This is a genomic window from Colwellia sp. MB02u-6, assembly GCF_014077095.1.
In the GTDB taxonomy this organism is placed as follows: Bacteria; Pseudomonadota; Gammaproteobacteria; order Enterobacterales; family Alteromonadaceae; genus Cognaticolwellia.
Genome location: NZ_JACGVG010000037.1, coordinates 1 through 24,809 on the forward strand (window position 1 = coordinate 1; position 24,809 = coordinate 24,809).

Genomic DNA, 24,809 nt, shown 5'->3' on the forward strand with positions numbered 1-24,809 from the left:
AGACGAGTATAAAAAGACGAGTATAAAAAGACGAGTATAAAAAGACAAAATATAGCTGGGTTATGACTATTATGTTGGAGAGTGGTTAATAACCAAGGTACAAATCAACAGTAATAATAGCACCAAAAGCTATTAAAATCATAGCGTAAGCAGGTGAGGGTATTGAGTTATTTGCGACTAAACAATCAACTTGAATATCACTAGTTAATTGAAAGTTATTAGTCGCTCTATTAGCATTATTAGTCTAGTGACAGCAGAAATATTTCTTGATGCTTATGGCCAAAAACAGCTCATACATTGAATTGATACGCTTAATGAACACCTTATTTCAGTCAGTATTCGCTATACCTTTTTCTGCGGCAAAGATGAACTCAGTGGTAAAATTTTTGAACGCAGGCATGCTTGAGTGTGTTCATTATCTTGTAACGCAGTAAAGAAAAATGTGTTGTTTAGTTTTCAAGTTTTCAAGTTTTCAAGTTTTCAAGTTTTAAAAATGTAAAATTAAAAACTTCCAAAAATTATCACCATATTTCGTCCTCTTTTCTTTGCTTCATACATTGCCTTATCGGCGCACTCCATCAACATAGCTTGCTCTGTTGCATGCTGAGGATAAATTGCCACACCAATACTTGAGGAAATATTCAGTACCTCATGATTATCCATGACAAAATCATTTTCCAAAGTCATTCGTATTTTATTGGCTACATCCTCTGCGTGCTGATATATAGTAGGGAGAATCACTACAAACTCATCTCCACCTAAACGTCCAACGGTGTCGGTAGCGCGCAAGCAAGATTGAATACGGTTGGATACTTGGATTAACAACCAATCACCAGCATGATGCCCATAGCTATCATTTATTTGTTTAAAGCCGTCTAAATCAATAAAAATAACAGCCATACTTTTTTCATTGCGATCACTAAATGCTATCGCTTGCTTTAATCTATCATTGATCAAACGACGATTAGGAAGCTGTGTTAACTGATCATACGAGGCTTGCTTATCGAGATGTATTTGCAGTTTTTTTTGCTCAGTAATATCATAATTTACGCCAACAATCCGAACCGCTCTACCGGCATCGTTAAAAGAGCTTTTTGATACCGCTTTAATATGATGAACTGAGTTGTCTTGCCACAAAACACGAAATTCGAGGCAATATTCTCGCTCATTTTTAAGGGCTGACTTTATTTCACTGGTGACATACGTTTGGTCATCTATATGTATTCTGGCAAGCCATGCCTGTTGTAAATCTTCAACATTTGACTTGTCTATATCATATAATTCGTACATGACAGAGTCCCAATTCAAAATGTTATTTTTAACATCCCAATCATAAATCCCAACAATTCCAGCTGAAGCGCCGGCTTTTAATCGGTCGATCAATACTTTTAATTCTGCGCTTGCCTCGCGCACTTTTTTACTGCTAATGGCAATATTTAGCAGTACAAACAGTAAAAGTAACGATAAAGTTGTGCCAGTAAAACCGACTAATGTCGCTAAGTTGTCTTTAACTATACTTTCAAAAACGTAGGTGCTGCGAAGGTGTATAGTCCAATTTCGGCCTGGAAACTCAATGGTTTTAACAACAGAAAAACGAGGTGTAAATGCTTTTATGTCAGCATTAGATACAGAGTGTGGCTTAATTTTGGGGCTGTAAAGAAGATCTTCTACCGCTTGTGAATCTCCGTCATAGATTGAAAAATTTATTTGGTGTTTTTTAGTACTTAAAAGAATGCCTTTAATCAGATTATCCATGCGAAATGGGCTGTATACATAGCCGATGAGTTCTTTTTGGCGCTGGGCTATATTTTCAATGACTGCTCCATTTCGATATAAAGGGAGATACATGAGAAATCCGTTCTGCAAATCAGAGCCATTTTCCTGAACTAGCTTAACCTTAGCGGAAAATGCGACATTGCCATTGTCGCGCGCAATGTCCATGGCGATATGACGAGAATTTTCTGAGTACATATCGTAGCCAAAGGCGCGCTGATTTCTAACTGTGAATGGCTCAAGATAGAGAATGCTACTGTATTTTTCACGTTGACCTGCTGGAAAAATAGTAAATTCATTAAAGCCTTCTAGCCTGAGTGCATTGACAAATAAGTCTTTTTCTTTTGGCTTCAACATAACAGCATAACCGATACCTTGAATGCCAGGCCAATGTTTATCAACGTCCAAATTAGTGACATAATCATGAAATTCTTGACGGGTAACATGAGAACTTGATTTAAATAATCCTATACCGCCGCGCAGGACTTGCTGATATCCTTGCATACGTTGTTCGATCGATTGAAGGGTTTGGGTGACCTCAAATATGAATAAATCTTGAGCATGACGTTGATGAGATTTGTCAGTGATCGACCAAGCAATAAAGGTAATAAACAGGGTTAATAAAAATATTAGCCAAGGGAAGTAAGTACCTCGAAAAAAGGCTAACAAATTTTGTCTACTTGACACTCTATTTGCATCGTTTCCTTTATCGGAAAGTTTGCTCGCCATCAAAGCCTCCATTAATATTTTTTTGCAAAAAATGCATACGCTCGCTTTTAATAATGACTGCACTATGTATTAAAAGTGAGCGCATAATAAGAGTAAAGCACATACCTGAACTATTCGATAGCTTTGGTTGTGAAAGGTTTAGCGTCATAGAACTGATGTTTGCAAGAGATTGGTGGAGAAAAAAGAAAAATTTTAAAGTGTTAGGTATTGATTGATCCTGTGAGTCAGAAAAATGTGCTAAATAAGCACGCTGACTGGCTTTCTGTTGGTAAATATCTATCAACCGAGTCATTCAACTGGTGCTATGTCATATTTTTAAGGTTAGTTATAGGGTTAACCTTGATAGTTTTTCATACGAACTAAGCTAGCTTCAATCAGCATGTCAGCATTGATTTGGGCGTAATATAGCCCTTGTTATTTTTGCTGCACTCAAATTTTAAAGCAATAAATCAGTGGGTTAGGCTTTGCTATTGTAAGCACTAATGATGTGTTCAATGTTCTGGCTGCTTCCTTGCTGAATTCGGTTGTAATGCTGAAGTGTTTTATCTAAATACTGTTTAACGATACTTGCTTGTTTAGCGGTTACTGATTGCCAAATGTCATGTCCTACAGGACTAATTTCTTTATGAGTATCGCTGGTTGATGAAACCAAAATCACTTCATAGAAACGGTGATTATCTTTAACTAACACTTCGTTTTTTAAACTGAACTTTAGCGCGATTAATTTTTCACGTAGTGCAAATTGTTGGTTAACGGGGCAGAGCAAAAAATCAATGTTCATGTCGGGGTGTTTTTGCTGAATAGCATCAATGAATTGGATCATTAAGTCACCGCCAATACCCGCAATGATGACTAAGTGTTTGCCTTGGTATTCTTGTAAGGGTAAATTGGCGACATCAAGACAATGTGTTTTCCACGCTGAAATCGAATGCTGGAAAAACTCTTGTAACTTACTTTCTATTCCTGCTATTAGCTTAGGCACTATATCAACAAAATGTATATTTTGGCCCGCTTGTCGAGACAATAAGCTGGCCCCTAAAAAACCGTGATCACAGCAGCAATCCCAAATGTGGGTATAATCCACGGTTACCATTTGCTCAATATGCTGTAATCTTTTACTGAGTTTCAATTAAATAGCCTGTATTGCGATTTTAAATTATTGCATTGTAATAGTTTTATTGCTTTTTGCGAAGTTGAATAAACAACTAAAATTAACTCAGAAATCGACAATTATTTGAGAAATATCCAGTGCTCTACTCGCCTCAGTAAACCAGTGAAATTAGCAGTTTTTAAAAATACCGCCAGTAAACACCTAGTAGACTAATCTGTAGTGCTTGCTATCACTGTATTAGTTTATGCTCGCCATCTCTTTATTTACCTTGAAAATCAACTCAGTAGAAAAATTTTTAACACCATTATTATTAGGTCTAAAATAAGCGCTGAGCCTTGAAATAATTTGTCGTTATTGATGTCTGCGTTTAATACAAAGGATTGATTCGGTATCTAAAGCAATAAAAATTATGTTATGGTTATTGTAGCTAATATAGGTTTTTCGTTGTTTAATCGACTGATCACCGTGCTATTTTTAACTAACCCACAGGTTGTAAGTTAGCCTTATGAGTGTGTTTTTTGTCTATAGTGTTAGCAGGTTTGAGCATGAATGAAACTATTGCGCTAATGGTTAGTTCGAGACGTGATGGCGATACAGGAAAATTAATTGATCTCATTGCGGGTCAATTACGTATTTAGGCTGTAGATTTAGCATATAAAAATATTCACCTACAGATACATATTTAGGTATAAGCTATGGTGGTTTTGTCTACCTGTACTGCAAAAATGGCACGATGTAATTTATTCAAGCGGGCGCCAAAGATCTTACTAGCGTTCGTTTTTCGCAATTATAGCCAGCTATCTTTCGCCGTTGAATCGGCATAGCTATGATTTTCACAATGTTCAACATGAGGAAATAAAATGACAGATATAAATATTGGTATAAATAAAGAAAATAGAACAGAAATTTCAGATGGTTTAAAGCAGCTTTTAGCAGACTCTTACACGTTATATTTACAAACACATAACTTTCATTGGAATGTAACGGGCTTACAATTTCGTGAATTACATTTAATGTTTGAAGAGCATTACACAGAATTGGCAATTGCTGTTGATGATATTGCTGAACGTATTAGAACACTTGATGTGCCAGCACCTGCTACTTATAAAGAGTTTGCAAAACTCAGCTCTGTTAAAGAAGTAGATGGAGTGCCAAGCTCAGCTGAGATGGTTGAATTGCTCACTAAAGGTCACGAACAAGTGATTAAAACTTGCCGTAAAGTTTTAAAAATTGCCCAAAGTGCTGATGATGAATCAACGGCATCGTTAGTTTCTGACCGTATGCGTTTACATGAAAAAACAGCTTGGATGCTAAGAGCGACTACAAAAGCATAACCCAGAAGAATAGGTGTCGCACAGTCTACACCTATTCGACTGCTTACCAGCTCAACACCCTTCTTGGTATAGTTAATAATCTCATGTTAGCCCTAGCGTAAAAACACCAGCATGAGTCATCAAGTTAAACACTATTAGTGTACTCATTGCTTAGGTCCCTCTTAGATTCAAATAGTCAGTGACTATTTCTAGTAAGTAACTATTTCTAGTAAGTAACTATCTCAAATTCTGATGGCTTTTAGGTACACAATAAACACCTCAGCTCACTAACCTTACAGCCAACAATTTATCAGCTATTGCCGACAGGTGTAATTTACGCTTATAAGTGCCTTAAAAGGATAAAAAAGTCGAATCTTTCTCATGCATCGTTTATATTTAAGCCACTATATTTAACTCGCCAATGACACTATTTTGCCAACAAGAAGCAGATGAGCATTGTGTGGTGATCTCAATAAAGCCACTGCTCATGATTCTTCCGTGTGAACTTAATTGATTTATACCGTCAAAGCCTCGCATTTGCGGGTGTTAACCTAAGGAGTTGGTGATGCCAACAAATAAACATAAACGAAAAACCGCTGCTCATGCTAAACCTAAAGCAGCAAAATATGCACTATCATCTCGTTTGATAACGTTACACCCAAAAGCTTTTATTTCTGTTGGTTTGCTCTTTGTTGCCTTAGGTTTATATCTTTTGGCTTTTGAAGCTAAAAATAATGCCATGTTTGGTGTCGCTATGTTGTCTCTTATTGTGGGCACAGCAACGACAATTTACGCGAACTTTGCTATGCCTAAGAAAAAGCAGACAAAGTGAATATTTAACGGTTAACTATTGATATGACTATTGATATAACTACAGTTAATCATTAAAACTGAGACAATATGAAGAAAATATTTGCGGAATATAAAGCATTTGCCTTGAAAGGCAATGTGCTAGATATAGCTATTGGTATTGTTGTAGGTGGTGCTTTTGCTACCATTACCAGTAGTTTAGTGGCTAATGTTATTGCGCCAAGCATAGGTTTATTTACCAGTGGTGTTGATCTGGCTGATTTGTTCTTGGTGCTAAAAAATGGTGTACAGGGTGGTCCATATCTTACTTTAGCACTTGCCAATAAAGACGGTGCGGTAACACTCAGTTATGGTTTGTTTATTAATAGTGTCTTCAGTTTTATGATAGTGTCTTGGTTTGCCTTCATTTTAGTTAAGGGGATCAATCGTATAAAGGACACAGAGTCGAAGCAAGTAGGCAAGGTAACGAAAAACTGCCAATTTTGTTATTCGGTTATCAATATTAAAGCGTCTAAGTGCCCACAATGCACAGCAAACTTAGGGTAAATTCACGCGATAAACGGGCTTACTATTGCCTATCAACGTCTCTGCTTCCCTATTAATTTTGTCTTTAAGTCGCTTGTTAGTGGTAAATTAAGATCAAAGAAATTTAAATTGATGCAATATCTACTCGCTGTAAATGTTGGTGAGCAACCAGTAAGGATAACGAAATGCAAAATAACAACAATAATGAAACCTCAAAGCATCATGAGAGTACCGATATATTATATGGCAGCGAAACGGCCAAAGCCCTGACTAATTTTACCATTAGCGAGCTAAAAATGCCGCGGGCATTTCTTTGGGCGCTCGCGACAATAAAAAGCGCTTGTGCACAAGCTAATCAAGAGTTACGGCTGCTTGATGGCGATAAATCTGCTGCTATTCAATTGGCTGCCAAAGAAGTGGCTGATGGCTTTCACCTTAATCAGTTTCCAATTGATGTATTTCAAACTGGCTCGGGCACCAGCACTAACATGAATGTGAATGAAGTTATTGCCTCGTTAGTTAAGAAAAATAGTCAGCAGAGCATTAACCTGCACTCAAACGACGACGTTAATATGGGGCAAAGCTCTAATGACGTTATCCCGTCATGTATCCACTTAAGTGCAGCCAAGCTTATCTCTGATGAATTGTTACCCTCACTACAACATTTGAGCGATACCTTGGATGCAAAAGCAAGTGAACATCACAACACGATTAAAACTGGCAGAACGCATTTAATGGACGCTATGCCATTGAGTTTCGCTCAGGAAATAAGTGGCTGGAGTAGCCAAATGAGCTATGCACACGACCAGCTTAAAAGTAGCTTACCTAGCTTATGCAAGCTGGCTATTGGTGGTACGGCTATCGGTACAGGTGTTAATACACATCCTGAGTTTGCTGCGATTGTAACGCGGGTATTAAGCGAAAGAACTGGGTTAAAACTGAGCCCAGCAGATAATTATTTTCGAGCCATAAGTGCTCAAGACACAGCGGTGCAGGTCAGTGGTATACTCAAAACTACAGCGGTTAGTTTGAGTAAAGTCAGTAATGACATTCGTTGGTTGAGCAGTGGGCCTTTAAATGGCTTAAATGAATTACAGCTACCCGAACTACAAAAAGGCAGCAGTATTATGCCTGGCAAAGTTAACCCGGTGATCCCTGAAGCGGTACTAATGGCTTGCACTCAGGTGATTGGTAATGACACCACCATTACCTTAGCAGGACAATCGGGCAATTTTCAACTCAACACCATGTTGCCTTTAATTGGCCATACTTTGCTACAAAGTATTCAGCTATTGAGTTCAAGCAGCACAGCACTTGCTGATAAAGTGATCAAAGACATGCAAGTCAACCATACAATGATCACTCAAAACTTGGTCAGAAACCCGATACTGGCAACGGCATTAACAAATTTGATTGGTTATGATAAAAGCGCTGAGATAGCCAAAAAAGCGAATCAAGAAAAAAGAACCGTATTAGATGTTGCGCTAGAGCTAACCGATATTAATGAAACCGAGCTTATTGTATTGCTCGACCCTAAACGGCTAACAGGCGGATAAAATTGAATATAACAGTTAGGCGAAAAAAGTAGGCGACAAGGTTTATTTCCCAGAGCTAATTAATAGCATTCTACAGGGGCGTTTTTAACTTAGGTTTATAGGGTTTAACTAAGTTTCAACTAGGGATGTTAATGCTGAATTTAAATTTTTAGGTGAACTAAACTCGCTGTTAACTCAGTTCACTAACGATAATTAGCGCTATTTCTTGCTGTCTTCTTGATCAATTATATCAAAAGCTGGCAAGGTTACGCGCCAATAAATAGCCGCTAAACGTAACGACAATGCACCCAATATTGAGCCAATAATAGCGATATGCTGGGGTAAGTCAAAATATAGCAATAAGGTATATAATGTGCCCCCTAAGATAGCGGCGGTAGCATAAATTTCTTTTCTTAAAATCATTGGAATTACATTGCACAATACGTCGCGTATCATGCCGCCAGCAACGCCTGACATTGTGCCCATAACAATGGCGACAGGAACTGCCGCGCCAAGGCTGAGTGCTTTTTCAGTACCCAGTACAGCAAATAATGCTAAACCAAAGGCGTCAGAAACCAATAATAGTCGTTTGGGAATGCGTTTTGGGCAACGAATAAAAATAATAGTCAGTACCGCAGTAGCCAAAATGACATAAAGATAAACCGGATTTTCTACCCAAAATACTGGCGTTTGTAGAATTACATCGCGAATGGTGCCGCCGCCAATCGCGGTAACCGCAGACAACACCACCACACCAAATGGGTCAAGTTTATAGCGCCCGGCCATTAATGCCCCTGAAAAGGCAAAAACAATAACGCCAAACAGATCAAGCCGATAGAGTAATTCTGACATTTGTTAAAGTACTTATTTGCTTATTTTATTAGAGGTAGATCGGCAGCTTGCCAAGCATTCATATCGCCATCGAGATGGCGAAGATCACTAAAGCCGGCAGCACGTAAATCATTTTCAGCACTTAGTGCACGACGGCCTGAGCGACAAAGCACCACTACAGTTTGATCTTTCAAGTCGATAATTTTATTCATATTTGCATTAATTTTCTTATGGCTGATATTAATTGCGCCTTCAATATGGCCTTTGGTAAACTCTTCAGCCGCACGCACATCTAATATCACGGTTTTATTCGCAGGCGTTGCCATTAAGGTTAACAATGCTTGCTGTGAAATAGTGGCGGTTTGCTCAGCAAAAGTAAAAAGTGAGAATGCGCTCAATAAAACAGCTAATGTTGTGGTGATAAATTTCATAATAAATTCCTATAATGTAGTAAAAATCTAGCCTTTACTTAAAGTAAGGTATTTTAAAGTGACTTGTGTTTTAGGCTTGATAGTTTAGCAAAATTGCGGTGATAGCAAAGGTTTTTAATCGCCATTTAATCGTCATTTAACATAGCAAACAGTTGTCATACCCATTGCTATCACGTTATCTGAGTTTGAATAACTTAGTATTAGATTTGAAACTGAAACACTACTTACCCTGACCAGCAACAGAATAGGAAATTATGGCCAATAGCATCAGCAATAAAATAAACAGATATAATGCGTAATTTATCCGTTTGCTAGCATGAATAATGTCAGTGACTTGCGGTTGCCTTGCTTGGTCATTAAAACTGTTTTTACGGACTTTATCACCATTATACATAGCGACACCGCTCAATTTTATTTCTAAACTTAAGGCCAGTACATGTAATAATATGGCGTTGTTTGTTTGAAAAAACTTGCCCCTGATTAAACGCCAATACAGCAAGGTATTTTGACCAACTGTGCCAAGTAAAAGCAGCAAGGAAAATAAGCGTGACGGCAACCATTGTAGTAGTTTAACGATATAATTTACCGCCGCGCCAAAGTTCGAAAAACGCGCAAGTTTTATATTCCAAGCATAATGCATTTCAAGTAATAAACGAAAAGTTAATGCCGCTAATGGACCAAACAGCAGATAATAAAAGCCCACGCAAACCAGCAGTTGTGAGCTACGTAACACTTGCATTTCAATGCAGGCTTTACTCACGCCTAACGGCGATAGTTGCTTGGTATCACGTAATAAATATGGCGCTATTTTTTGTTTTGCTTGGTAATGGTTATTGGCAACTAACTCCCGTGCCACCCCTTTGCAGGTTTTAGTTAAACCCAAGCTGCCTAATGCAAAGTAAAGTAATAACGCTTGCCAAAGCCAAGGCACCTCAATAAACATTTCAAATAGCCATAAGATCATAATTAATGGCACTAAAGTTACCAAGATAGCGATTAAGCCTGAAATTTTTTGTTGGCGTGGACTACCACTTTGTTGATTCACTTTGTCGGCTAGGCGCTGACAGTAAAAATTGAAAAAAACTAACGGTTGCTGAGTAACAAACTGACTGATTAACGCTTTTAACGCTATGAGCAATAATAGCGTTATAACGGCAGAATACAGCTCTGAGCTGGTTAGTATATTACTCAGGTTTGCCATTAGTTTAGTGTTTTGCCTTTTAAGGCATCTACCATGCTAATGACTAACTGAGAAGAATTAATCGATGCGGTTTCTAGGTAAGCTTCAAATGAGCTTGGCGACTCTTTGCCGGCAATATCAGACATTGAGCGAATAACCACAAAAGGAATATTAAACTGATGGCAAGCATGTGCAATAGCAGCTCCTTCCATTTCCACTGCCGCCATAGTGGGGAAATTAGCTCTAGCTTTGGCAATGTCTTCATCTTTAGTCATAAAGGTATCACCTGTGGTGATTAAGCCAACCAAAGTTTGCACATTATCAAGTGAGCTTATACCCACTTTTGCCGCGGCAACAAGTTCAGGGTGGGGAATATAGGCTGGTGGGTTCGCTGGTAATTGACCTATTTCATAACCGAAAGCGGTCACATCAACATCGTGGTAACGCACTTCTGAGCTGATGACAATATCACCCACTTTAAGTGCTTGGTCAAAGCCACCAGCAGAGCCAGTATTAACCACGTAATCGGGCTGAAATTTATCAATAAGTATCGCGGTTGCTAATGCGGCCGCTACTTTGCCAATACCTGATTGTACAATAACCACGTCAGAACCGTTTAACTGCCCTTGATAAAATGTGTATCCAGCATGGGTGGATGTTTGGCCATTGACTAACTTTGCTTTTAAAATTGCAACTTCTGGCTCCATTGCGCCGATAATGCCTGCTTTCATTAACTTTTATCCTGTAAAGATTTTAGCGAACAGATTTCGCCAAGGTTTATGGGCGGATTATAGCGCGACTTGCGCATAAAATCTTTTAACAATATTTGAAAATAGTATAGCTCTCATCAAGTCTTGCGCCTTAAGCTGATTTCTTCGCTTAACGTTGGAATCAGCGCTTTAAGTGGAGCGGGTAGTTATCAACAAAAAAGCAGACAACAAGGTCTGCTTTAGCTTTTATTTAGCACCTGATACCAAGGCAATAAATAAACTTAGTGAGGTAATGCCGCTACTTGAGCAGAAGAAACCTGTCTAGCCATAGCTGGCGCATCTTTTGCCAGCATTGCTTGTGCAGCTGAAGAGGTGAATACACCGGATGGTTTTGGACGAGCTTTCACTAAAGGCGCAGGAATAATTCGACCTTTTACTTTTGGCGCCGGTGTAGGTGCATTATTACCTAATATCCGGCTATTAATACAGCTGCGAATTTCATCGATAGTGTAATTGGGTTTCACTTTTATACGAATATGTGGGATGGCTGCGGCTTCAAGTGTACCGCTAACAAACCAGTCTTTTTTAATTTTGTAGCCTTTACCTTGGGTGTCAACTAAATCAATGACGCCGAGTAATTTCATGCTATCGCGTTCACAAATAACAAAATCTAAATATTTGCTATTAGCATTATTTGTTGCCGTTTGGCCTGCTCGATTTGATACGCCATTGCGAATGCTAACTATATCAGCAAGTTTAACGCGATTAATAATGCGATACCTTGAGCCCATGGCTTGTTCAACCAGGTTTTGAAAGTTTTTTTCTGCGGGCGTAAACAGGGCAGTTTTACGATCGAAAGGAAAGGGAAAACTATTATCGTTTAAGCGGCTAACAAGCACACCAACAATAACAATTAGGCTGATCATGGCAAATAGAATGAGTTCCATATACATCTCCGGCAGTTCAATTTTTTGACGTTTATCTTAGTTAGCTAGATAAAGCAAAAAATGAGCCAGAGATGGTGTTATCTACTGAGTAGTGAATTAATAAAATTCATCACAGTTAAAGTTACAAGCAACTCACTGACTTATATTGTTTTATTTTAATTTTTTTACTTGTGCTACTTTGGGTACTTAGCTTCTAATGCGACATAAAGTTGTTGCTGGAAATCAACCGCACTAGCGTCTAGGGTATTAACTAAGTTTGCCAACACTTCGTTATCTTCACCACCAGGCCAAATTTTAATATAGCTACCTTCTTTATAACCGTGATCTTGACGGAAAAAATTCAAGGTGTTTTTACCAACATATTGGCGAAACAGCTCGTTTAAATCCATCGACATTAAGCGCATGCAATCCGCCAATGCGAAGGCATCAAAGGCTTTATCACTAAGGGCTTTCGATGCCAATGCTTCTAAAGCAATTTTGAAATCTTGCTCGCCACTGTTTTGGCCTAATTGAGTGGCTAAGGTCTGGCTAATGTCTTCAATTGAGTCGCCAGTCATTAAACGTAAACTTAAGCCAAAATGAAAAATATCAACCAGTTCTAATTGTACTTGTGCAATGTCAATTTCTTGGTGTTTCCACCACTTCCAACCATGGTGATCTAGCATTTCTGCACATTCAACCCAAATGGCACGATACCATTGATAATTGTTATCTCGCCAGGTTTCGCTAACCCGTGAATTCATCGCATCTTGCATTGATAACATTTGTGTAATTTGGTTTTTTGCGGTGCTAAGTAAATCGCTCATGCTTGTCTCAATATTATAGGTATTAATCAAATTAGTTGCCGATAGTCTACCGCAGCAGCCATAAACTAATACGCTTTGTGGTTAAAGTATTGTGTTAATGATGGCATTATACAATCATTAGATAATGATTAAAAATAATTAAGGGAGTTTAACTTTGACAGCTCAAGTCACGACAAAAGTTTCCAACGAAGTGCAAAATGAAGCGTTACGTGTTGCTAAAGGCACACAAAAAAAAGCACAAACCAAAGAGCAAACAAAATTGATTGCTCAGGGTATTGAAAAAGGTATCAGTGAATATAAGAAGCAACAAAAAATTAAGGGCCGCGAGCGCGACAAGCAACGTAAAAAAACAGTCGCAGCGAAAGCGAATGAATCAACAGAGGCCATAGCCACTGAAAGCATTACACCAGAAAGCTCAGCCAATAGCGCTAGAGCACTATCGGCTTTACCTTGGTTACTCTTGTTGGTGAGCTGGGCTTACTTTCTTTTGCTGTAAACCAGTGACCAGCAGATGAGTGTTTTAGTCATATCATCTGCTTACATTACCGGCTTTGCTAGGTTATACCAATTTCATTAATTAGGTGGTCTACTTTATACGTAGGAAAAATGGCCAAATATAAGGCATTTATTTTAATAACTAGTTGTTCTAATTATTAAATAAATAACGCAGTAGTGGGTTATTTTAACCAGTAAAAATGATCAGATAATTAGTGAGATTGGTATTAATACTGATAACGCACGCGCAACCAAGCATTACTATTATCTTGATGTTGGCCAAAAAAAGAATACTTATGCTGGCCAAAAAAAACATTAGCGCCAGCACTTAATAACCATTGGTCATTATATTGATAATTAACAGCAGGTTTAACATAACCGTCTTTATCGCTAGGCGAATAAAAAGTAAAGAGTGAATAAAGCAGTGTTTGTCGTTGCGCGCGATAGCTTAAACGCAGGGTTAATAAGTGGCGATTTTCAGCCACTAATTGCTCAGGCACTAGGCTATTATCAACTAAAGCTTGATAATGCTTAGTGCGCTCTAGGTAATATTGCAGGCCTGCGGTGAAATTTTTCGCTAACTCGCGCTCATAACCTATTAACAATCTGTGTTGGCCATTGGCGATCAGATCCTTATCTCCGTGCTGATCTTCAATGCTATTATACGTCGCGTATTCAAAGTTGACGATGCCGCCTTTAAACGGCGCTAAGGCACTAACGCCCCATGAATTTAGCTTTGGAAAATAAGCTTGATTTTGATTTTGGCTTGAATAGCTATTCCCCGCTAGGTTTTCTACTAAGATTTTACTGCCCACAGGTGTTGGCCAAAAGCCTTGATAACCATAAAGTGAAAACTCAACATCATTAATACGGGTCTTTAAGCGAGCAGACCATTGTGCTTTATAGGTTTTATCGACGGAAAAACCTTGTTCTGGCGCGACTATTTGCTGTGCTTGCGGCGAATAAAATGAGAAACGTTCGCCAGTAATATAGTTATCAGGGGTGAATTCTGGTGTCCATACTAAGCTGAAATTAACTTGGTTAAAAAACCAGTTACTTCTAACACTGTTCGACGGCGCTTTTAAATATTCATCTGCTCGGCCAGAAAAAAAAGACTGCCAATCTTTAGCAAATAAATCATTGAGAAACAGATAGTCACCAGTGCCCCAAGTTAATACTTGCCTGCCCACTTTTATATCAACAAAACTAAACGGGCTGGCGCTAATGCTCAATTCTCGGGTGTGAAAAATTGTGTTGGCCAGTACGGCATCATAGTAACTGTCAAGTTTGCCACTGGCCTCGAAAAGTTCATGGCTATAATCGAGATTGACTCTGGCGCTAACCTCACTCAGTGACGCGCTATTGTCGACAATATTATTTTGTAAAAATTGCCCATAGCCGGCCTCAACAAAACCGGTTAGTTGCCATGGTGACGGAGGTGGAGCTTCGACCCAGGCATCTGCCCATTCATCACTAGAGTCAGCTATCTGCTGCGCCTTGGTGATATTTTCATTATTAGCCATAGCGGAGGTATTAGCTAAAATCAGTAGACTAGGTAGCAGCGTATTGCATAAAAACCTTTTGCTTAATAAACTATTATTAATGGTCATCACCTTCTTTAAATCAATGGTTTTGTCTTTAGCGCCTTATTATTTGCATCTAAGGAGGCAATGAATAGCGGGGGTCAGATTTATGCGGTTAACTTTCCGGGCTAAAATCTGACTAATCATAATACCTGTGCGAATGGCATAGGCATGATGGTTTTAGGTAAATAGTTTAGCGATTATTCTAACCAAGCTTTAGGTGGCGTGCGCATGCTGCGCTCACTAAAAATATTGTCAGGTAAGCCGAGGTTATATTTAACATGTCGAAATTGCATTTCGGTATAACTATTATTGCTTAGGTTGATAATGCGTGATTTCATCACGGTGGCGATACCGTCAATGTTTTTGACTTGCAGTACCGTCATTTTTCGCACTGCTTGATTGCTTTGGTCGAAATAGATAGTCTCAATCGGTAAAAAATTAGCTTTATCAATTTTCACTGTATAGCGACTAAATTCGACACTTTGTCGATCTTTTGCTACTGCGTTAATGAGGTAGCTGTCTTTATCTTCGCTGACTAAGGTAAAGTTGTCTTCTTTAGGATTGCGGCCAGAAACATCTTCATAATAAAAATGTGAACCAACAAAAGACGTGCGTTTGTCGCCAGCAGAAATACGCTTAACGAGATCGAGTGCCGGTAAAAATAACCAGCGATTGTCATCAGATTCAAGTTGTTTTTCGACGCGAAACACTGTGTCTTTGACATTGCTTGGCTGGGAAAAAAATACCAACATATCTTGATCACCCAGATCTTTTTCATCTTTGCGTAAAATGGTGAATTGGCGCATTTGGCGGTTACCGTTTTCATCAACAATAATCATCCGTGCTTCAGCGCGGCCATCGTCACCGGCATAATATGAAGCAAGGTTGGCTTGATCGATAATATCGCGCACTGGTTTTGTTGTGACCTTCGTCGTAACACTTTCATTGCCTAGCGGCGCGAGTTCTGCGGCCGGTAAGGTAAAGTTAGTTGCTAAAAGTAAGCTAAACGACAAGGCAACTTGGCCACTAACTTTTGCTGCTTTTATTAGATGATTACTTAGATTAATACTCATTAGGGTGTCCTTATGATTGTGCTAAATTTTTTGTTGTTTTAGTCTTATTACGCCGAGCTAATAGTGTCAGTATGGCCGGTAGTAATACTAAGGTGACTAAGGCGGATAAAATCATGATGCTGGCTAAGAACAAGCCCACCGTGATATAGGGCATCAGTGGCGATAACAATAATGGCGTAAAACCAATAGCAATAACAATGGCATTGCGGGCGATAGCACGGCTAGGTTCTTGAAACATAGCTTGTAATGCCAAACTTAGGCTTTGCTTTTCAATTTCAAGTTCGCGCACACGCTGAAGAAAATGAATGGCGAAATCAATAGACAAGCCCAGTGTTAATGCTGAAAGCACCGCGATAGGCATATCATAAGCTTTGCCAAACCAACCCACTAATCCGTAGATCATGGTGATGGTAAAGGTCAGGGGCAGCATGGCTAATATGCCATATTTTATCGATCTAAAGAGTAGCACCATGATAAAAAACACCACAACAAATGACGACAGTAGGCTATCGATCATGCCGCTAACCATGGCGTCTTGCCAAACAACATTGAGGTATGACTTACCAGCCCATTGATGCTGAACGTCGATAGGGGGCGGATTGGTAACTATGTAATCGTCTAACCAACTCACCACGCTAGCCATATGCTGATTGTCGCCACTGCTCATTTGCAGCCATAAAAGTGTCCGTTGATAATCTTGGCTAACAAAGTGTGATAAATCTTGTGGGCGATGAGACGATTGAAATTGCAATAAGGTTTGTGCGACACCATTACTGCTACTAGGAATAGCAAAGTCTTTATCGTCACCTGAGTTTAATTCACGGTTAACGGTACTAATGATATCGGTCAAACTATTAACCTTGCCAACATCGCCTGCATTGACAATAGCGCTTTGTAATGTGGCGAGCCAATTAAGCATCTCAGGGTCGGTAAATATTTTTTGGGCATTGTTCGCTTGCGCGCTGACCTTATAAAGTTGTTCAAGCCAAGGTTGCTCTAGCGCACTTGCGCTAAAGCGAAAGTCATCAAGCTGTATTAATAAATCTTGCGTGAAAAAACTGACTTTCTCATGGTTATTATGCTTTAACCACTGTTTATAACGCTCTGCAATAGTGGTTTTTGCTTCGCTCTCATTCGCACCGTCAAGTATTTCCCTAAAGCTATTAAGGGCGGTTTGTGGTGGTGGTTGGTTATTACTAAACACTATCCAAGCATCATAGGTTCCGGCAAAGTGTTGATTAAGGACTTTATCAGCGATACGAATTTCATGATCCGCTTTAAACCAATTCACTGGGTTGTCATTAATGATAATGCGGTTAACACCGACTAGGCTGACCGCAAATAAAGTGATAAAAGCGATCAAAATAAGTTTGCCACGTTTAATTGAAAAAGCGCCTAATTTCTCTAGGCGGGTGGCTAATTTACCTTTTTGTTCCATCAGTGCGATAGCGCGCTGTAATTTGGCTAAGGTTTCAGGCTTCATGCGGGCGATATAGGCGGGGATATAAGTAATGGTTAACACAAAGGCTAATAAAATGCCGGTACCGATAAAGGCGCCAAAAACTTTTACTGGTGGAATAGGGGTTAACATCAAGGAATAAAAGCCAACGGCAGAGGTAATTGAGGTAAATAGCATGGGTTTATATAAATGCCCCATCACTTTTTTAATGGTTTTTGACCCGTCATCACCAGCTTTAAAACGATCAGCAAATTCTGATAAAATGTGCACCGAATCAACCACGGCTATCGGCATCAAAAATATCGCGATCATCGAAGACATAATATGAACGGTAAAACCTAAGCCAATTAAGCTGCCCATGATAATTAATACTGTTGCCATAGCCACCACCATAGGGGCAATGATCAAGGCAAAATTGCGAAAGAAAAACCACAGTAATAAAAATATCGCTAAACCCGCTAATGGCGCTGCGACACCCATCTGGACAAACATTTCGTAGCCAAATTGGTCTTCAGCCACAGGCAAACCTGTGATGTGAATGGCTAAATTATCTTGCTCAATAGTGCTGATATTAGCGGCTAAGTGACGAATTTGTTCAGCAATAATATAGCTTTGATCTTTGGCGATAATAGGCACATAAATGGCGACCGCTTTGTTGTCGCCAGAGACCAAGGTGTTGTTCAGCATAGGTAAACGTTTCACTGCTTGCTGAATGTCTTGGCTTGCTTTAAGTGTAGTTGGCGCTTGTTTCATCAGGTATTCAAATAAAACACCTTGGTTAACACCTTGCTCGTTAGTTAACTGGCGAATATTGTCGACCACATTGAGCGACAGTAAATCTTGTTTAATTACGCCATCAAGTTGCAGGATTTGGTTAGTTAATTGCTCAACAACGCTTAAGATTTCAGGCGTAAAGATAGTATTTTTACTGACTAAGCCAACAACAATCATATCGCGCATTAAAAAGTCAGTTTTTATTTGATTGTGAAATACCCGCGCCGGTGCATCTTGGCTGAGCATATTTTCAGGATCGGTATCAATGGCTATTCGGGGTAGCATTGCCACACTCAATAGTGTGATCAGTAATAGTAAGCTATAGATAACTTTTGGCTTTGCAATGGCAAAGTTTAATATGCGTTGGTAGTTCAAAATGCTTCCTTGTCTACATTATAACGTTCATTACAACGTTAAGGTATATTAGAAAAATGTAATGTACTTTTATATTAGCAGTGTCTAATGTAATATCCAACTATAAATAATTTTACGCGATAAAACGATTTTTTTGCGATAATGAATAGCGAGTAATAAATGGCTGAGTTAGCCTCAATTGATATAAAAGAAATGCGTAATAATGCTTCGCAAGCTGCGGACTTATTGAAAGCAATGAGTAATGAACATCGGCTGTTGATTTTATGTCATTTGGGCGAAAAAGAAATGTCAGTGAATGAACTCAATAATTTTGTCGATTTGAGCCAATCAAGCCTATCGCAACATTTAGCCAGATTACGTCAAGATAATTTAGTTAAAACGCGACGCGAATCACAAACCATATTTTACAGTATCGCCAACCCTTCAGTAGTGAAACTGATTAGTTTGTTGCATAGTGAATTTTGCGCATAAACTTTACTATGCCCAATACTAAAACTCACAGGGGATTACTTAAGCACTAAAGCCCTAGAACTCAAGCACTAAGATAGGACAATAAAAAATTTCCTGATATTAGCCGCTTAGTCGTTACTAAATAATTTTCTTCTCACCATTGCTCGGTAAGCTTTTGGCGTTATATTTAGTCTTTGCTTAAACAGGCGAGTAAAGTTTGCTTGGTCTTGATAACCAACTTGAAAAGCCACTTCTTGAATGGATAAATTACTCGCGGCTAATAATTCCTTCGCGGTTTGTATTTTTAATTGTTGCCAATATTGTGTCGCATTAATACCGGTGGCGTATTTAAATCGGCGGGTAAATGAGCGTTGACTAATACCAAACTGCTGCGCGATGTCATTTAAGCTCAACTCAGTATTTAAGTTGGTTTTTAACCAAAATTGAATTTGGCTGATTAATTCATCAGGGTGGCGATCTACCGCACCTTCCAAATAACGCTGTTCTTCGTAAGGCTTTCTAATTTCATGGGAAAAATTTCGCTCTACTTGTTGTGCGGCATTTTGGCCATAAATCTGAAAAATAATATGCACAACAATATCCGCTAAGGCATTTACACTGGCCGCACAATAGGTGCGTTCCGATTGGGTAATAAAAAAATCTGGCTTCAAATCCACTTTGGGATAATCACGTTTAAATTGCTCAACATAGTGCCAATGGGTTGTTGCTGGGTGATAGTCTAAAATACCGGCCTCAGCCATTAAGCAAACACCGGTACCACCGCCAATTAAGGTTGATCCTTTGCCCCAAATCTCACTTAACCACCGCAACATTTTTGGTTGTTGAGCAATGGTCGGTCTGGGATTGCGCCACAAACTAGGAATAAAGGCAAAATCAGGCCGTTGAGCATGGTCAATATCTATATCAGGCAGTAGTTTAATCAAAGCACGAGTTGATATCGGTTTAATGCTTTCAGCAACCATTTGAATAGACAAACGCGGTGCATGGCGGTTTGCTTGCAAAGCCACCGCTTCGCCCGCACGTAACATTTCAACCGGCAGGCTGACACTGGTTGCTAGCATGTGATCATAAAGTAACAAGGCAATGTTGATGGTATTGTCTTTACGGCGTTTAAATTTTGTCTTCATTAACCTCATCACTCTTTATTCTACTTATTTGGCTATTTTGACATATTTTATGGCTGTAAATGAATATTATTTATTTTCGCTAACTCTTACACTGATTGACATAAATATTACTGTTTGACTTTAAAGAGATTTTTTCATGACTGCGTTACCTATTATAGTTGGCATGGGCGGTATTAATGCCGCGGGTAGAACTTCGTTTCATCAGGGCTTTCGCCGCATTGTTATTGATAAATTAAATGCGGAAGCTCGCCAGGAAACTTTTGTTGGTTTAGCAACATTAATGAATTTATTGACCAGTCAAGACGGACAGTTGCTTGATGCCCAAGGTAAGGTAGTTGATAAATCTGAGGTTGAAAAACGTTTCGGTGAAGAAATTTTAGCGGGCACCTTAATCCGCAAAATTGAAAATGAACATTTTGACCCTGATGCGACGCCATGGCAGCAAAAATTGACGATGGACACTGGCGAAAAGGGTATTAGTTTTGAAACCCGTGCTCGTGACTTACCAAAGCCATTACCGCGTACATGGCAAATCACTGAACTAGCAGATAAACGTGTTCGTGTTGATATTGCCGGTGAAATTGAAGTCAAACATGACTCAACTCGTGATAATCCCATTAAAGCTGCGGGCCAATTTCCAACAGGTTTTAAACCCGCCAGTTTATATAACAGTCGTTATCAGCCTCGTGGTCTACAAGCGACTATTTTTGGCGCCGCCGATGCTATTCATTCAACGGGTTATAGTTGGAATGAAATTGTTGATAAAATTTGTCCTGATGAAATAGGTACATACTCAGCATCGGTATTTGGTCAAACTCAAGCGGAAGGCCTGGGTGGCATGATGCAAAATCGCCAAAAAGGTGAGCGTGTTTCAACAAAAAATTTAGCCCTTGGTTTAAACACCATGTCGACTGACTTTATCAATGCTTATGTTACTGGCAGTGTCGGAACAACCTTTACCTCTACCGGCGCATGTGCCACTTTTTTATATAACTTAAAAGCGGCAGTACAAGATATTCAAGCAGGGCGCATTCGCTTGGCAATTGTGGGGAGTAATGACTGTGCTATTACGCCTGAAGTTGTGGAAGGTTTTGGCAACATGAGTGCACTGGCAAATGAAGAAGGGTTGAAAAAAATTGATGGTAATGGTGTCGCTGATCATCGTCGCACTAGTCGCCCGTTTGGTGATAACTGTGGTTTTACCATTGGTGAGGCCGCGCAGTTTATTGTTTTAGTGGATGATGCCTTAGCGCTAGAGCTTGGTATGCATGTTTTAGGGTCAGTGGCGGATGTTTTTACTAACGCCGACGGTATTAAAAAGTCAATTACAGCACCAGGACCCGGTAATTATATTACTATGGCAAAGTCAGTTTCATTGGCTAAGTCGATTATTGGCGCGGAGTCAGTTCAGCAACGTAGCTTTATTTTAGCACACGGCTCGAGTACCCCGCAAAACCGTGTTACTGAATCGTTAATTTATGATCGTATTGCCAAGAGTTTTGATATTAATAATTGGCCTGTAGCAGCACCTAAAGCCTTTGTGGGCCATACTATTGGCCCAGCCAGTGGCGATCAGGTGGCTATGGCGCTAGGAATATTTTCTCACAATATTATGCCAGGTATTACCACCATTGATAAAGTTGCCGATGATGTTTATAACGAGCGTTTAAATATTGCTACTGAGCATTGGCATTGCCAAAATATGGATGTCGCCTTTATTAACTCGAAAGGTTTTGGTGGCAACAACGCTACAGCGACCTTGTTTTCTCCAGCGGTAACCTTAGCGATGATGGAAAAACGCCACGGCGCTGCTGCGATGCTCACTTACCGTGATAAAACCACTGTGGTAGAACAAGCAAGAGTTAAATATCAAGCGCAAGCCGATAGTGGGGATTTTCAAATTATTTACCGTTTTGGCGATGGTACGTTAATGGATGACGATCTTACGATTACGGATGAAGATATTAGTGTCAGCGGCTTTACTAATAAAATAGTGCTGCCTGCAAAGAATCCGTTTGCTGATATGGTTTAATTTTAATAAAAATCTAGAAAGTTTGCCAAAAGCCCTGCAATAATATTGACAGGGCTTTTGTATTTAATGCACTATAAATTATGGTTATATTGGTATGAAGTTGTTAATATTTTATGATTGATAGAGCATATTTTGCTTTGAGGAGATGCTCTTAGTAACTTTAGTAACTTTAGTAACTTTAATCACTTTCGCAGCTTTTATCACTATACAGTGCACATCATAGTAATTTAATAACTATTGAAATGGTAGATTATATATGGCTATAGCGCCTATTGAAATTGCTCTAAAGCTTGACAATGATCATGATATTGTTGAGCCTAAACCTCCTCAAATTGGCCCGATCTTATTCGCCTTAGTTTTAGGTTTAACGGGCGCCTTGCTCAATAGTTACCCAATAGAGCTCGCCTATAGTATTTTCTTAGTGCTTGGTAACCTTGTGTTTATTATTGCTGCCGCCTATCTTCGCCCCGCATTGACCCTACTATGTGCTTTGATTTGTGTCGCGCCGTTGTTAATTATTTGGGGTCATCCCTTTGGTTTTTTAACTTTTGGCTGCGAAGCGCTTTTTGTTTCTTATTTGCGAAGTCGTGGTTGGTATTTACCGACAGCAGACTTTTTGTATTGGTTGGTTATTGGTATGCCACTGACCGCATTATTAATTCAATTCACTACGACTAATGCACCAGAATATTTAATATTTTCTTTGTTTAAACAAAGTATCAATGGGATTTTTTATACTGCTTTGGCTGTTATCTTGATTTTTGTATTTGGTGATAAATTGAGTGGTTGGATCAAATCACAACAACCACCGCTAGTGAAAAATCTCAAACAATACTTGCAGTATATTTTATGGGTCATGTCGGCTTTTTTTGTGGTTGGCGTTTGTTTATTTTTAAGTCGAAGTTTAACTAATATTCAAGACCAACAATTTCAAGATAAGCTTGATATTAGCAGTCAGTACGCGGGGCGTATTATTGAAAATTATGTTGATGAGCATAAGAAGGCCATTGCCCAAGTAGCGAATAAGTTATCGGTTATTGAGCCCAATCATTATGATGATGCCTTGACTAAAGTACATCAAGTTTACCCTGGTTTTTTGACCATGCTGATTGCCAATCAGGATGGTAACTTAGCGACGTCTTCACCGCGTGCTTTAATGGAAAAACTGCCTAAAAGTGGCTTTAGTGTTGCCGACCGCTCATATTTTTCCCAAGCCTTTTTTCAGCAATCGCTTTATGTTTCCTCAGTTTTTTTGGGTCGAGGTTTTGGTGCTGACCCTATTATTGCTATTAGTGCGCCAATTTATGCTAACGATAATGCTGATAAGAACAATAAACCTGTTGGTATTGTTGAAGGTTCGCTAAATCTTAATTTGTTTGAGCAGGTTAATCGTTATGCTGCCAATGATCGCGAAATTGATCTGGTATTAACTGATGAAAATGACAATATTATTTATGCTGATGCAAATTTAGCCCTGGCGACATTGTCGAAATTTAATTTTTCTTTGGATCAAGCGGATGCTAAAAACCAACTACTGACGATTGACACTTATGGTGCCAATAAACAACATTATTTATACCGTCAATCAGTACTTAATAATGGCTGGAAAATATTTGTTTTAATTGAGCATAGGCAAATTTTAGCCTTAGTAGAGCAACAATATTTGACTATTTTTATCTCGTTATTTGTTATTTTTATTTTCGTGGTTAGTTTAGCAAACCAATTTGCTCGCACTTTGAGTAGACCATTAGCATTTGCTTTAAAAGAGCTTGCTCACGGTGGAGGTAAAAGCGGTTATAAAACTATACCTTACGCGGCGCCTACTGATTTTTTAATCTTGTATGAGGAATTACAGCAGTCGAAAGAGCGTTTACTTAAGCAGCAATTTATTTTAGAAGATAAAGTAGAAACACGTACCCAAGCATTGAATGAAGCGAATAGGGCCCTAAAAAAATTAGTCAACAAAGATAGTTTAACCGGTTTATATAATCGTCGTTATCTGAACCATAAATTTATTGAGTTACAAGCGATACTGGCTCGAAATAATGCCACTATGTTGGTGGCTATGCTAGATCTTGATCACTTTAAAAAGCTTAACGATGAATATGGTCATTTAATGGGTGATCGCTGTTTAAAATATATTGCTGAAGTCATGAATAATAAGTTTCCTCGACGCAGTGATATTGTGGCACGCTTTGGCGGTGAAGAATTTATTATTGTTGCGCAACATGATGAGCAAGGCATTATGCTAGACAAGCTTGAAGAATTACGTCAAGAAATAGCCCAGCATCACTTTGAACATGACACTGGGGAGTTTATAAGTGTCACTATATCTATTGGCGTGGTGACGGTTAATGCGACATATTCTGAAAAAATTACTGATTGGATCACACTTGCTGATGAACAACTCTATCAAGCAAAAGACAATGGTCGTAATCAATTATCGATAAATCAGTTAGTTCATATTAGTGATAACTAAGCTGAGTTATCACTAATATGAACATAAATTACGTCAATAAAAATAGTGAGACTTTTTTGCGCAATAAATACGGCAGAATAACAAGCTCGGTAAGTAGTCTGCTGGGTTTGATAACAAAAAAACGCTCGCCATTTGAGGGTAATAATAGTGTTCAAATTTGTATTAAAAGATAAGTCGTAAGCTTGAAGTTATGGTTATTATGCGTCAAGGTGCTTGCTGATCAATTTCACTTTAAAA

Annotated in this window: 20 protein-coding genes; 8 read left to right on the top strand and 12 right to left on the bottom strand. The window is 39.0% G+C overall.

Annotated features, from left to right (window positions below; translation table 11 throughout):
* Positions 1-501 precede the first annotated feature (501 nt).
* Together H4J46_RS13920 and H4J46_RS13925 are read right to left on the bottom strand one after the other, a co-directional pair.
* Positions 502-2,502, bottom strand: coding sequence for a GGDEF domain-containing protein (locus H4J46_RS13920; protein ID WP_182234068.1), 2,001 nt, complete (start codon positions 2,500-2,502; stop codon positions 502-504).
* 457 nt (positions 2,503-2,959) lie between these two features.
* Positions 2,960-3,631, bottom strand: a complete 672-nt coding sequence (locus tag H4J46_RS13925; RefSeq protein ID WP_182234069.1) for a tRNA (adenine(22)-N(1))-methyltransferase TrmK — start codon at positions 3,629-3,631, stop codon at positions 2,960-2,962.
* Positions 3,632-4,473: 842 nt separating this feature from the next.
* On the opposite strand from H4J46_RS13925, the gene H4J46_RS13930 reads away from it, so the two are divergent.
* The 4 genes from H4J46_RS13930 (at position 4,474) to H4J46_RS13945 (ending at position 7,817) form a co-directional block, all read left to right on the top strand.
* Positions 4,474-4,947, top strand: coding sequence for a Dps family protein (locus H4J46_RS13930; RefSeq protein ID WP_182234070.1), 474 nt, complete (start codon positions 4,474-4,476; stop codon positions 4,945-4,947).
* Positions 4,948-5,491: 544 nt separating this feature from the next.
* The gene (locus H4J46_RS13935) at positions 5,492-5,758 is read left to right on the top strand and encodes a hypothetical protein (RefSeq protein WP_182234071.1); all 267 of its coding nucleotides are present in this window, start codon (positions 5,492-5,494) and stop codon (positions 5,756-5,758) included.
* 68 nt (positions 5,759-5,826) lie between these two features.
* Entirely contained in the window at positions 5,827-6,282 is a 456-nt protein-coding gene (mscL, locus tag H4J46_RS13940; protein ID WP_182234072.1) for a large conductance mechanosensitive channel protein MscL, read from the top strand.
* Positions 6,283-6,446: 164 nt separating this feature from the next.
* Positions 6,447-7,817, top strand: a complete 1,371-nt coding sequence (locus tag H4J46_RS13945) for a lyase family protein (protein WP_182234073.1) — start codon at positions 6,447-6,449, stop codon at positions 7,815-7,817.
* A gap of 198 nt (positions 7,818-8,015) precedes the next feature.
* On the opposite strand, the gene H4J46_RS13950 is transcribed toward H4J46_RS13945, so the two are convergent.
* The 6 genes from H4J46_RS13950 to H4J46_RS13975 all read right to left on the bottom strand — a co-directional run bounded on the left by H4J46_RS13950 (position 8,016) and on the right by H4J46_RS13975 (position 12,701).
* The gene (locus H4J46_RS13950; RefSeq protein WP_182234074.1) at positions 8,016-8,648 is read right to left on the bottom strand and encodes a trimeric intracellular cation channel family protein; all 633 of its coding nucleotides are present in this window, start codon (positions 8,646-8,648) and stop codon (positions 8,016-8,018) included.
* Positions 8,649-8,668: 20 nt separating this feature from the next.
* Complete coding sequence (locus tag H4J46_RS13955; protein ID WP_182234075.1) at positions 8,669-9,058, bottom strand: rhodanese-like domain-containing protein; 390 nt, start codon at positions 9,056-9,058, stop codon at positions 8,669-8,671.
* Positions 9,059-9,278: 220 nt separating this feature from the next.
* On the bottom strand, positions 9,279-10,259 hold the full coding sequence (locus H4J46_RS13960) for a cobalamin biosynthesis protein (protein WP_182234076.1): 981 nt from the start codon (positions 10,257-10,259) through the stop codon (positions 9,279-9,281).
* The gene (gene mtnN, locus H4J46_RS13965; RefSeq protein ID WP_182234077.1) at positions 10,259-10,969 is read right to left on the bottom strand and encodes a 5'-methylthioadenosine/S-adenosylhomocysteine nucleosidase; all 711 of its coding nucleotides are present in this window, start codon (positions 10,967-10,969) and stop codon (positions 10,259-10,261) included. Before mtnN ends, H4J46_RS13960 begins: the two co-directional genes overlap by 1 nt.
* 260 nt (positions 10,970-11,229) lie before the next feature.
* Positions 11,230-11,895 carry a DUF2726 domain-containing protein gene (locus H4J46_RS13970; protein ID WP_182234078.1) on the bottom strand — a complete coding sequence of 222 codons (666 nt, stop codon included), beginning with the start codon at positions 11,893-11,895 and terminating at the stop codon, positions 11,230-11,232.
* Between the two features lie 173 nt (positions 11,896-12,068).
* The gene (locus H4J46_RS13975; protein ID WP_182234079.1) at positions 12,069-12,701 is read right to left on the bottom strand and encodes a dUTP diphosphatase; all 633 of its coding nucleotides are present in this window, start codon (positions 12,699-12,701) and stop codon (positions 12,069-12,071) included.
* A gap of 154 nt (positions 12,702-12,855) precedes the next feature.
* Here H4J46_RS13975 and H4J46_RS13980 point away from each other — a divergent pair, with 154 nt between their 5' ends.
* Positions 12,856-13,197: a DUF2956 family protein gene (locus H4J46_RS13980; RefSeq protein WP_182234080.1), complete on the top strand. Its 342-nt coding sequence runs from the start codon at positions 12,856-12,858 to the stop codon at positions 13,195-13,197.
* A 226-nt stretch (positions 13,198-13,423) separates the two neighbouring features.
* Here the strand turns inward: H4J46_RS13980 and H4J46_RS13985 are convergent, their stop codons facing one another.
* From H4J46_RS13985 to H4J46_RS13995, 3 genes are all read right to left on the bottom strand, one after another.
* Positions 13,424-14,806, bottom strand: a complete 1,383-nt coding sequence (locus H4J46_RS13985; RefSeq protein WP_182234081.1) for a hypothetical protein — start codon at positions 14,804-14,806, stop codon at positions 13,424-13,426.
* A gap of 173 nt (positions 14,807-14,979) precedes the next feature.
* Positions 14,980-15,855: an outer membrane lipoprotein-sorting protein gene (locus H4J46_RS13990; RefSeq protein ID WP_182234082.1), complete on the bottom strand. Its 876-nt coding sequence runs from the start codon at positions 15,853-15,855 to the stop codon at positions 14,980-14,982.
* A 10-nt stretch (positions 15,856-15,865) separates the two neighbouring features.
* Entirely contained in the window at positions 15,866-18,463 is a 2,598-nt protein-coding gene (locus H4J46_RS13995) for an RND family transporter (RefSeq protein WP_259365879.1), read from the bottom strand.
* Between the two features lie 159 nt (positions 18,464-18,622).
* Between H4J46_RS13995 and H4J46_RS14000 the strand changes: the two genes are divergently transcribed.
* Positions 18,623-18,934 carry a metalloregulator ArsR/SmtB family transcription factor gene (locus H4J46_RS14000; protein ID WP_182234083.1) on the top strand — a complete coding sequence of 104 codons (312 nt, stop codon included), beginning with the start codon at positions 18,623-18,625 and terminating at the stop codon, positions 18,932-18,934.
* 107 nt (positions 18,935-19,041) lie between these two features.
* On the opposite strand, the gene H4J46_RS14005 is transcribed toward H4J46_RS14000, so the two are convergent.
* A complete protein-coding gene (locus H4J46_RS14005; protein WP_182234084.1) occupies positions 19,042-20,061 on the bottom strand; it encodes a GlxA family transcriptional regulator in 1,020 nt (339 codons plus the stop codon).
* Positions 20,062-20,197: 136 nt separating this feature from the next.
* On the opposite strand from H4J46_RS14005, the gene H4J46_RS14010 reads away from it, so the two are divergent.
* Positions 20,198-22,093 (top strand): beta-ketoacyl synthase, encoded by a 1,896-nt coding sequence (locus tag H4J46_RS14010; RefSeq protein ID WP_182234085.1) that lies wholly within the window; start codon positions 20,198-20,200, stop codon positions 22,091-22,093.
* 256 nt (positions 22,094-22,349) lie between these two features.
* A complete protein-coding gene (locus tag H4J46_RS14015) occupies positions 22,350-24,572 on the top strand; it encodes a diguanylate cyclase (RefSeq protein ID WP_182234086.1) in 2,223 nt (740 codons plus the stop codon).
* Positions 24,573-24,809 lie beyond the last annotated feature (237 nt).

Bases quoted from the DNA above. Each gene is read 5' to 3' on its own strand.
- H4J46_RS13920 (WP_182234068.1), bottom strand. From the start codon at position 2,502: ATGGCGAGCAAACTTTCCGATAAAGGAAACGATGCAAATAGAGTGTCA.
- H4J46_RS13930 (WP_182234070.1), top strand. From the start codon at position 4,474: ATGACAGATATAAATATTGGTATAAATAAAGAAAATAGAACAGAAATT.
- H4J46_RS13935 (WP_182234071.1), top strand. From the start codon at position 5,492: ATGCCAACAAATAAACATAAACGAAAAACCGCTGCTCATGCTAAACCT.
- mscL (WP_182234072.1), top strand. From the start codon at position 5,827: ATGAAGAAAATATTTGCGGAATATAAAGCATTTGCCTTGAAAGGCAAT.
- H4J46_RS13945 (WP_182234073.1), top strand. From the start codon at position 6,447: ATGCAAAATAACAACAATAATGAAACCTCAAAGCATCATGAGAGTACC.
- H4J46_RS13950 (WP_182234074.1), bottom strand. From the start codon at position 8,648: ATGTCAGAATTACTCTATCGGCTTGATCTGTTTGGCGTTATTGTTTTT.
- H4J46_RS13955 (WP_182234075.1), bottom strand. From the start codon at position 9,058: ATGAAATTTATCACCACAACATTAGCTGTTTTATTGAGCGCATTCTCA.
- H4J46_RS13960 (WP_182234076.1), bottom strand. From the start codon at position 10,259: ATGGCAAACCTGAGTAATATACTAACCAGCTCAGAGCTGTATTCTGCC.
- mtnN (WP_182234077.1), bottom strand. From the start codon at position 10,969: ATGAAAGCAGGCATTATCGGCGCAATGGAGCCAGAAGTTGCAATTTTA.
- H4J46_RS13970 (WP_182234078.1), bottom strand. From the start codon at position 11,895: ATGGAACTCATTCTATTTGCCATGATCAGCCTAATTGTTATTGTTGGT.
- H4J46_RS13975 (WP_182234079.1), bottom strand. From the start codon at position 12,701: ATGAGCGATTTACTTAGCACCGCAAAAAACCAAATTACACAAATGTTA.
- H4J46_RS13985 (WP_182234081.1), bottom strand. From the start codon at position 14,806: ATGACCATTAATAATAGTTTATTAAGCAAAAGGTTTTTATGCAATACG.
- H4J46_RS13990 (WP_182234082.1), bottom strand. From the start codon at position 15,855: ATGAGTATTAATCTAAGTAATCATCTAATAAAAGCAGCAAAAGTTAGT.
- H4J46_RS14000 (WP_182234083.1), top strand. From the start codon at position 18,623: ATGGCTGAGTTAGCCTCAATTGATATAAAAGAAATGCGTAATAATGCT.
- H4J46_RS14005 (WP_182234084.1), bottom strand. From the start codon at position 20,061: ATGAAGACAAAATTTAAACGCCGTAAAGACAATACCATCAACATTGCC.
- H4J46_RS14010 (WP_182234085.1), top strand. From the start codon at position 20,198: ATGACTGCGTTACCTATTATAGTTGGCATGGGCGGTATTAATGCCGCG.
- H4J46_RS14015 (WP_182234086.1), top strand. From the start codon at position 22,350: ATGGCTATAGCGCCTATTGAAATTGCTCTAAAGCTTGACAATGATCAT.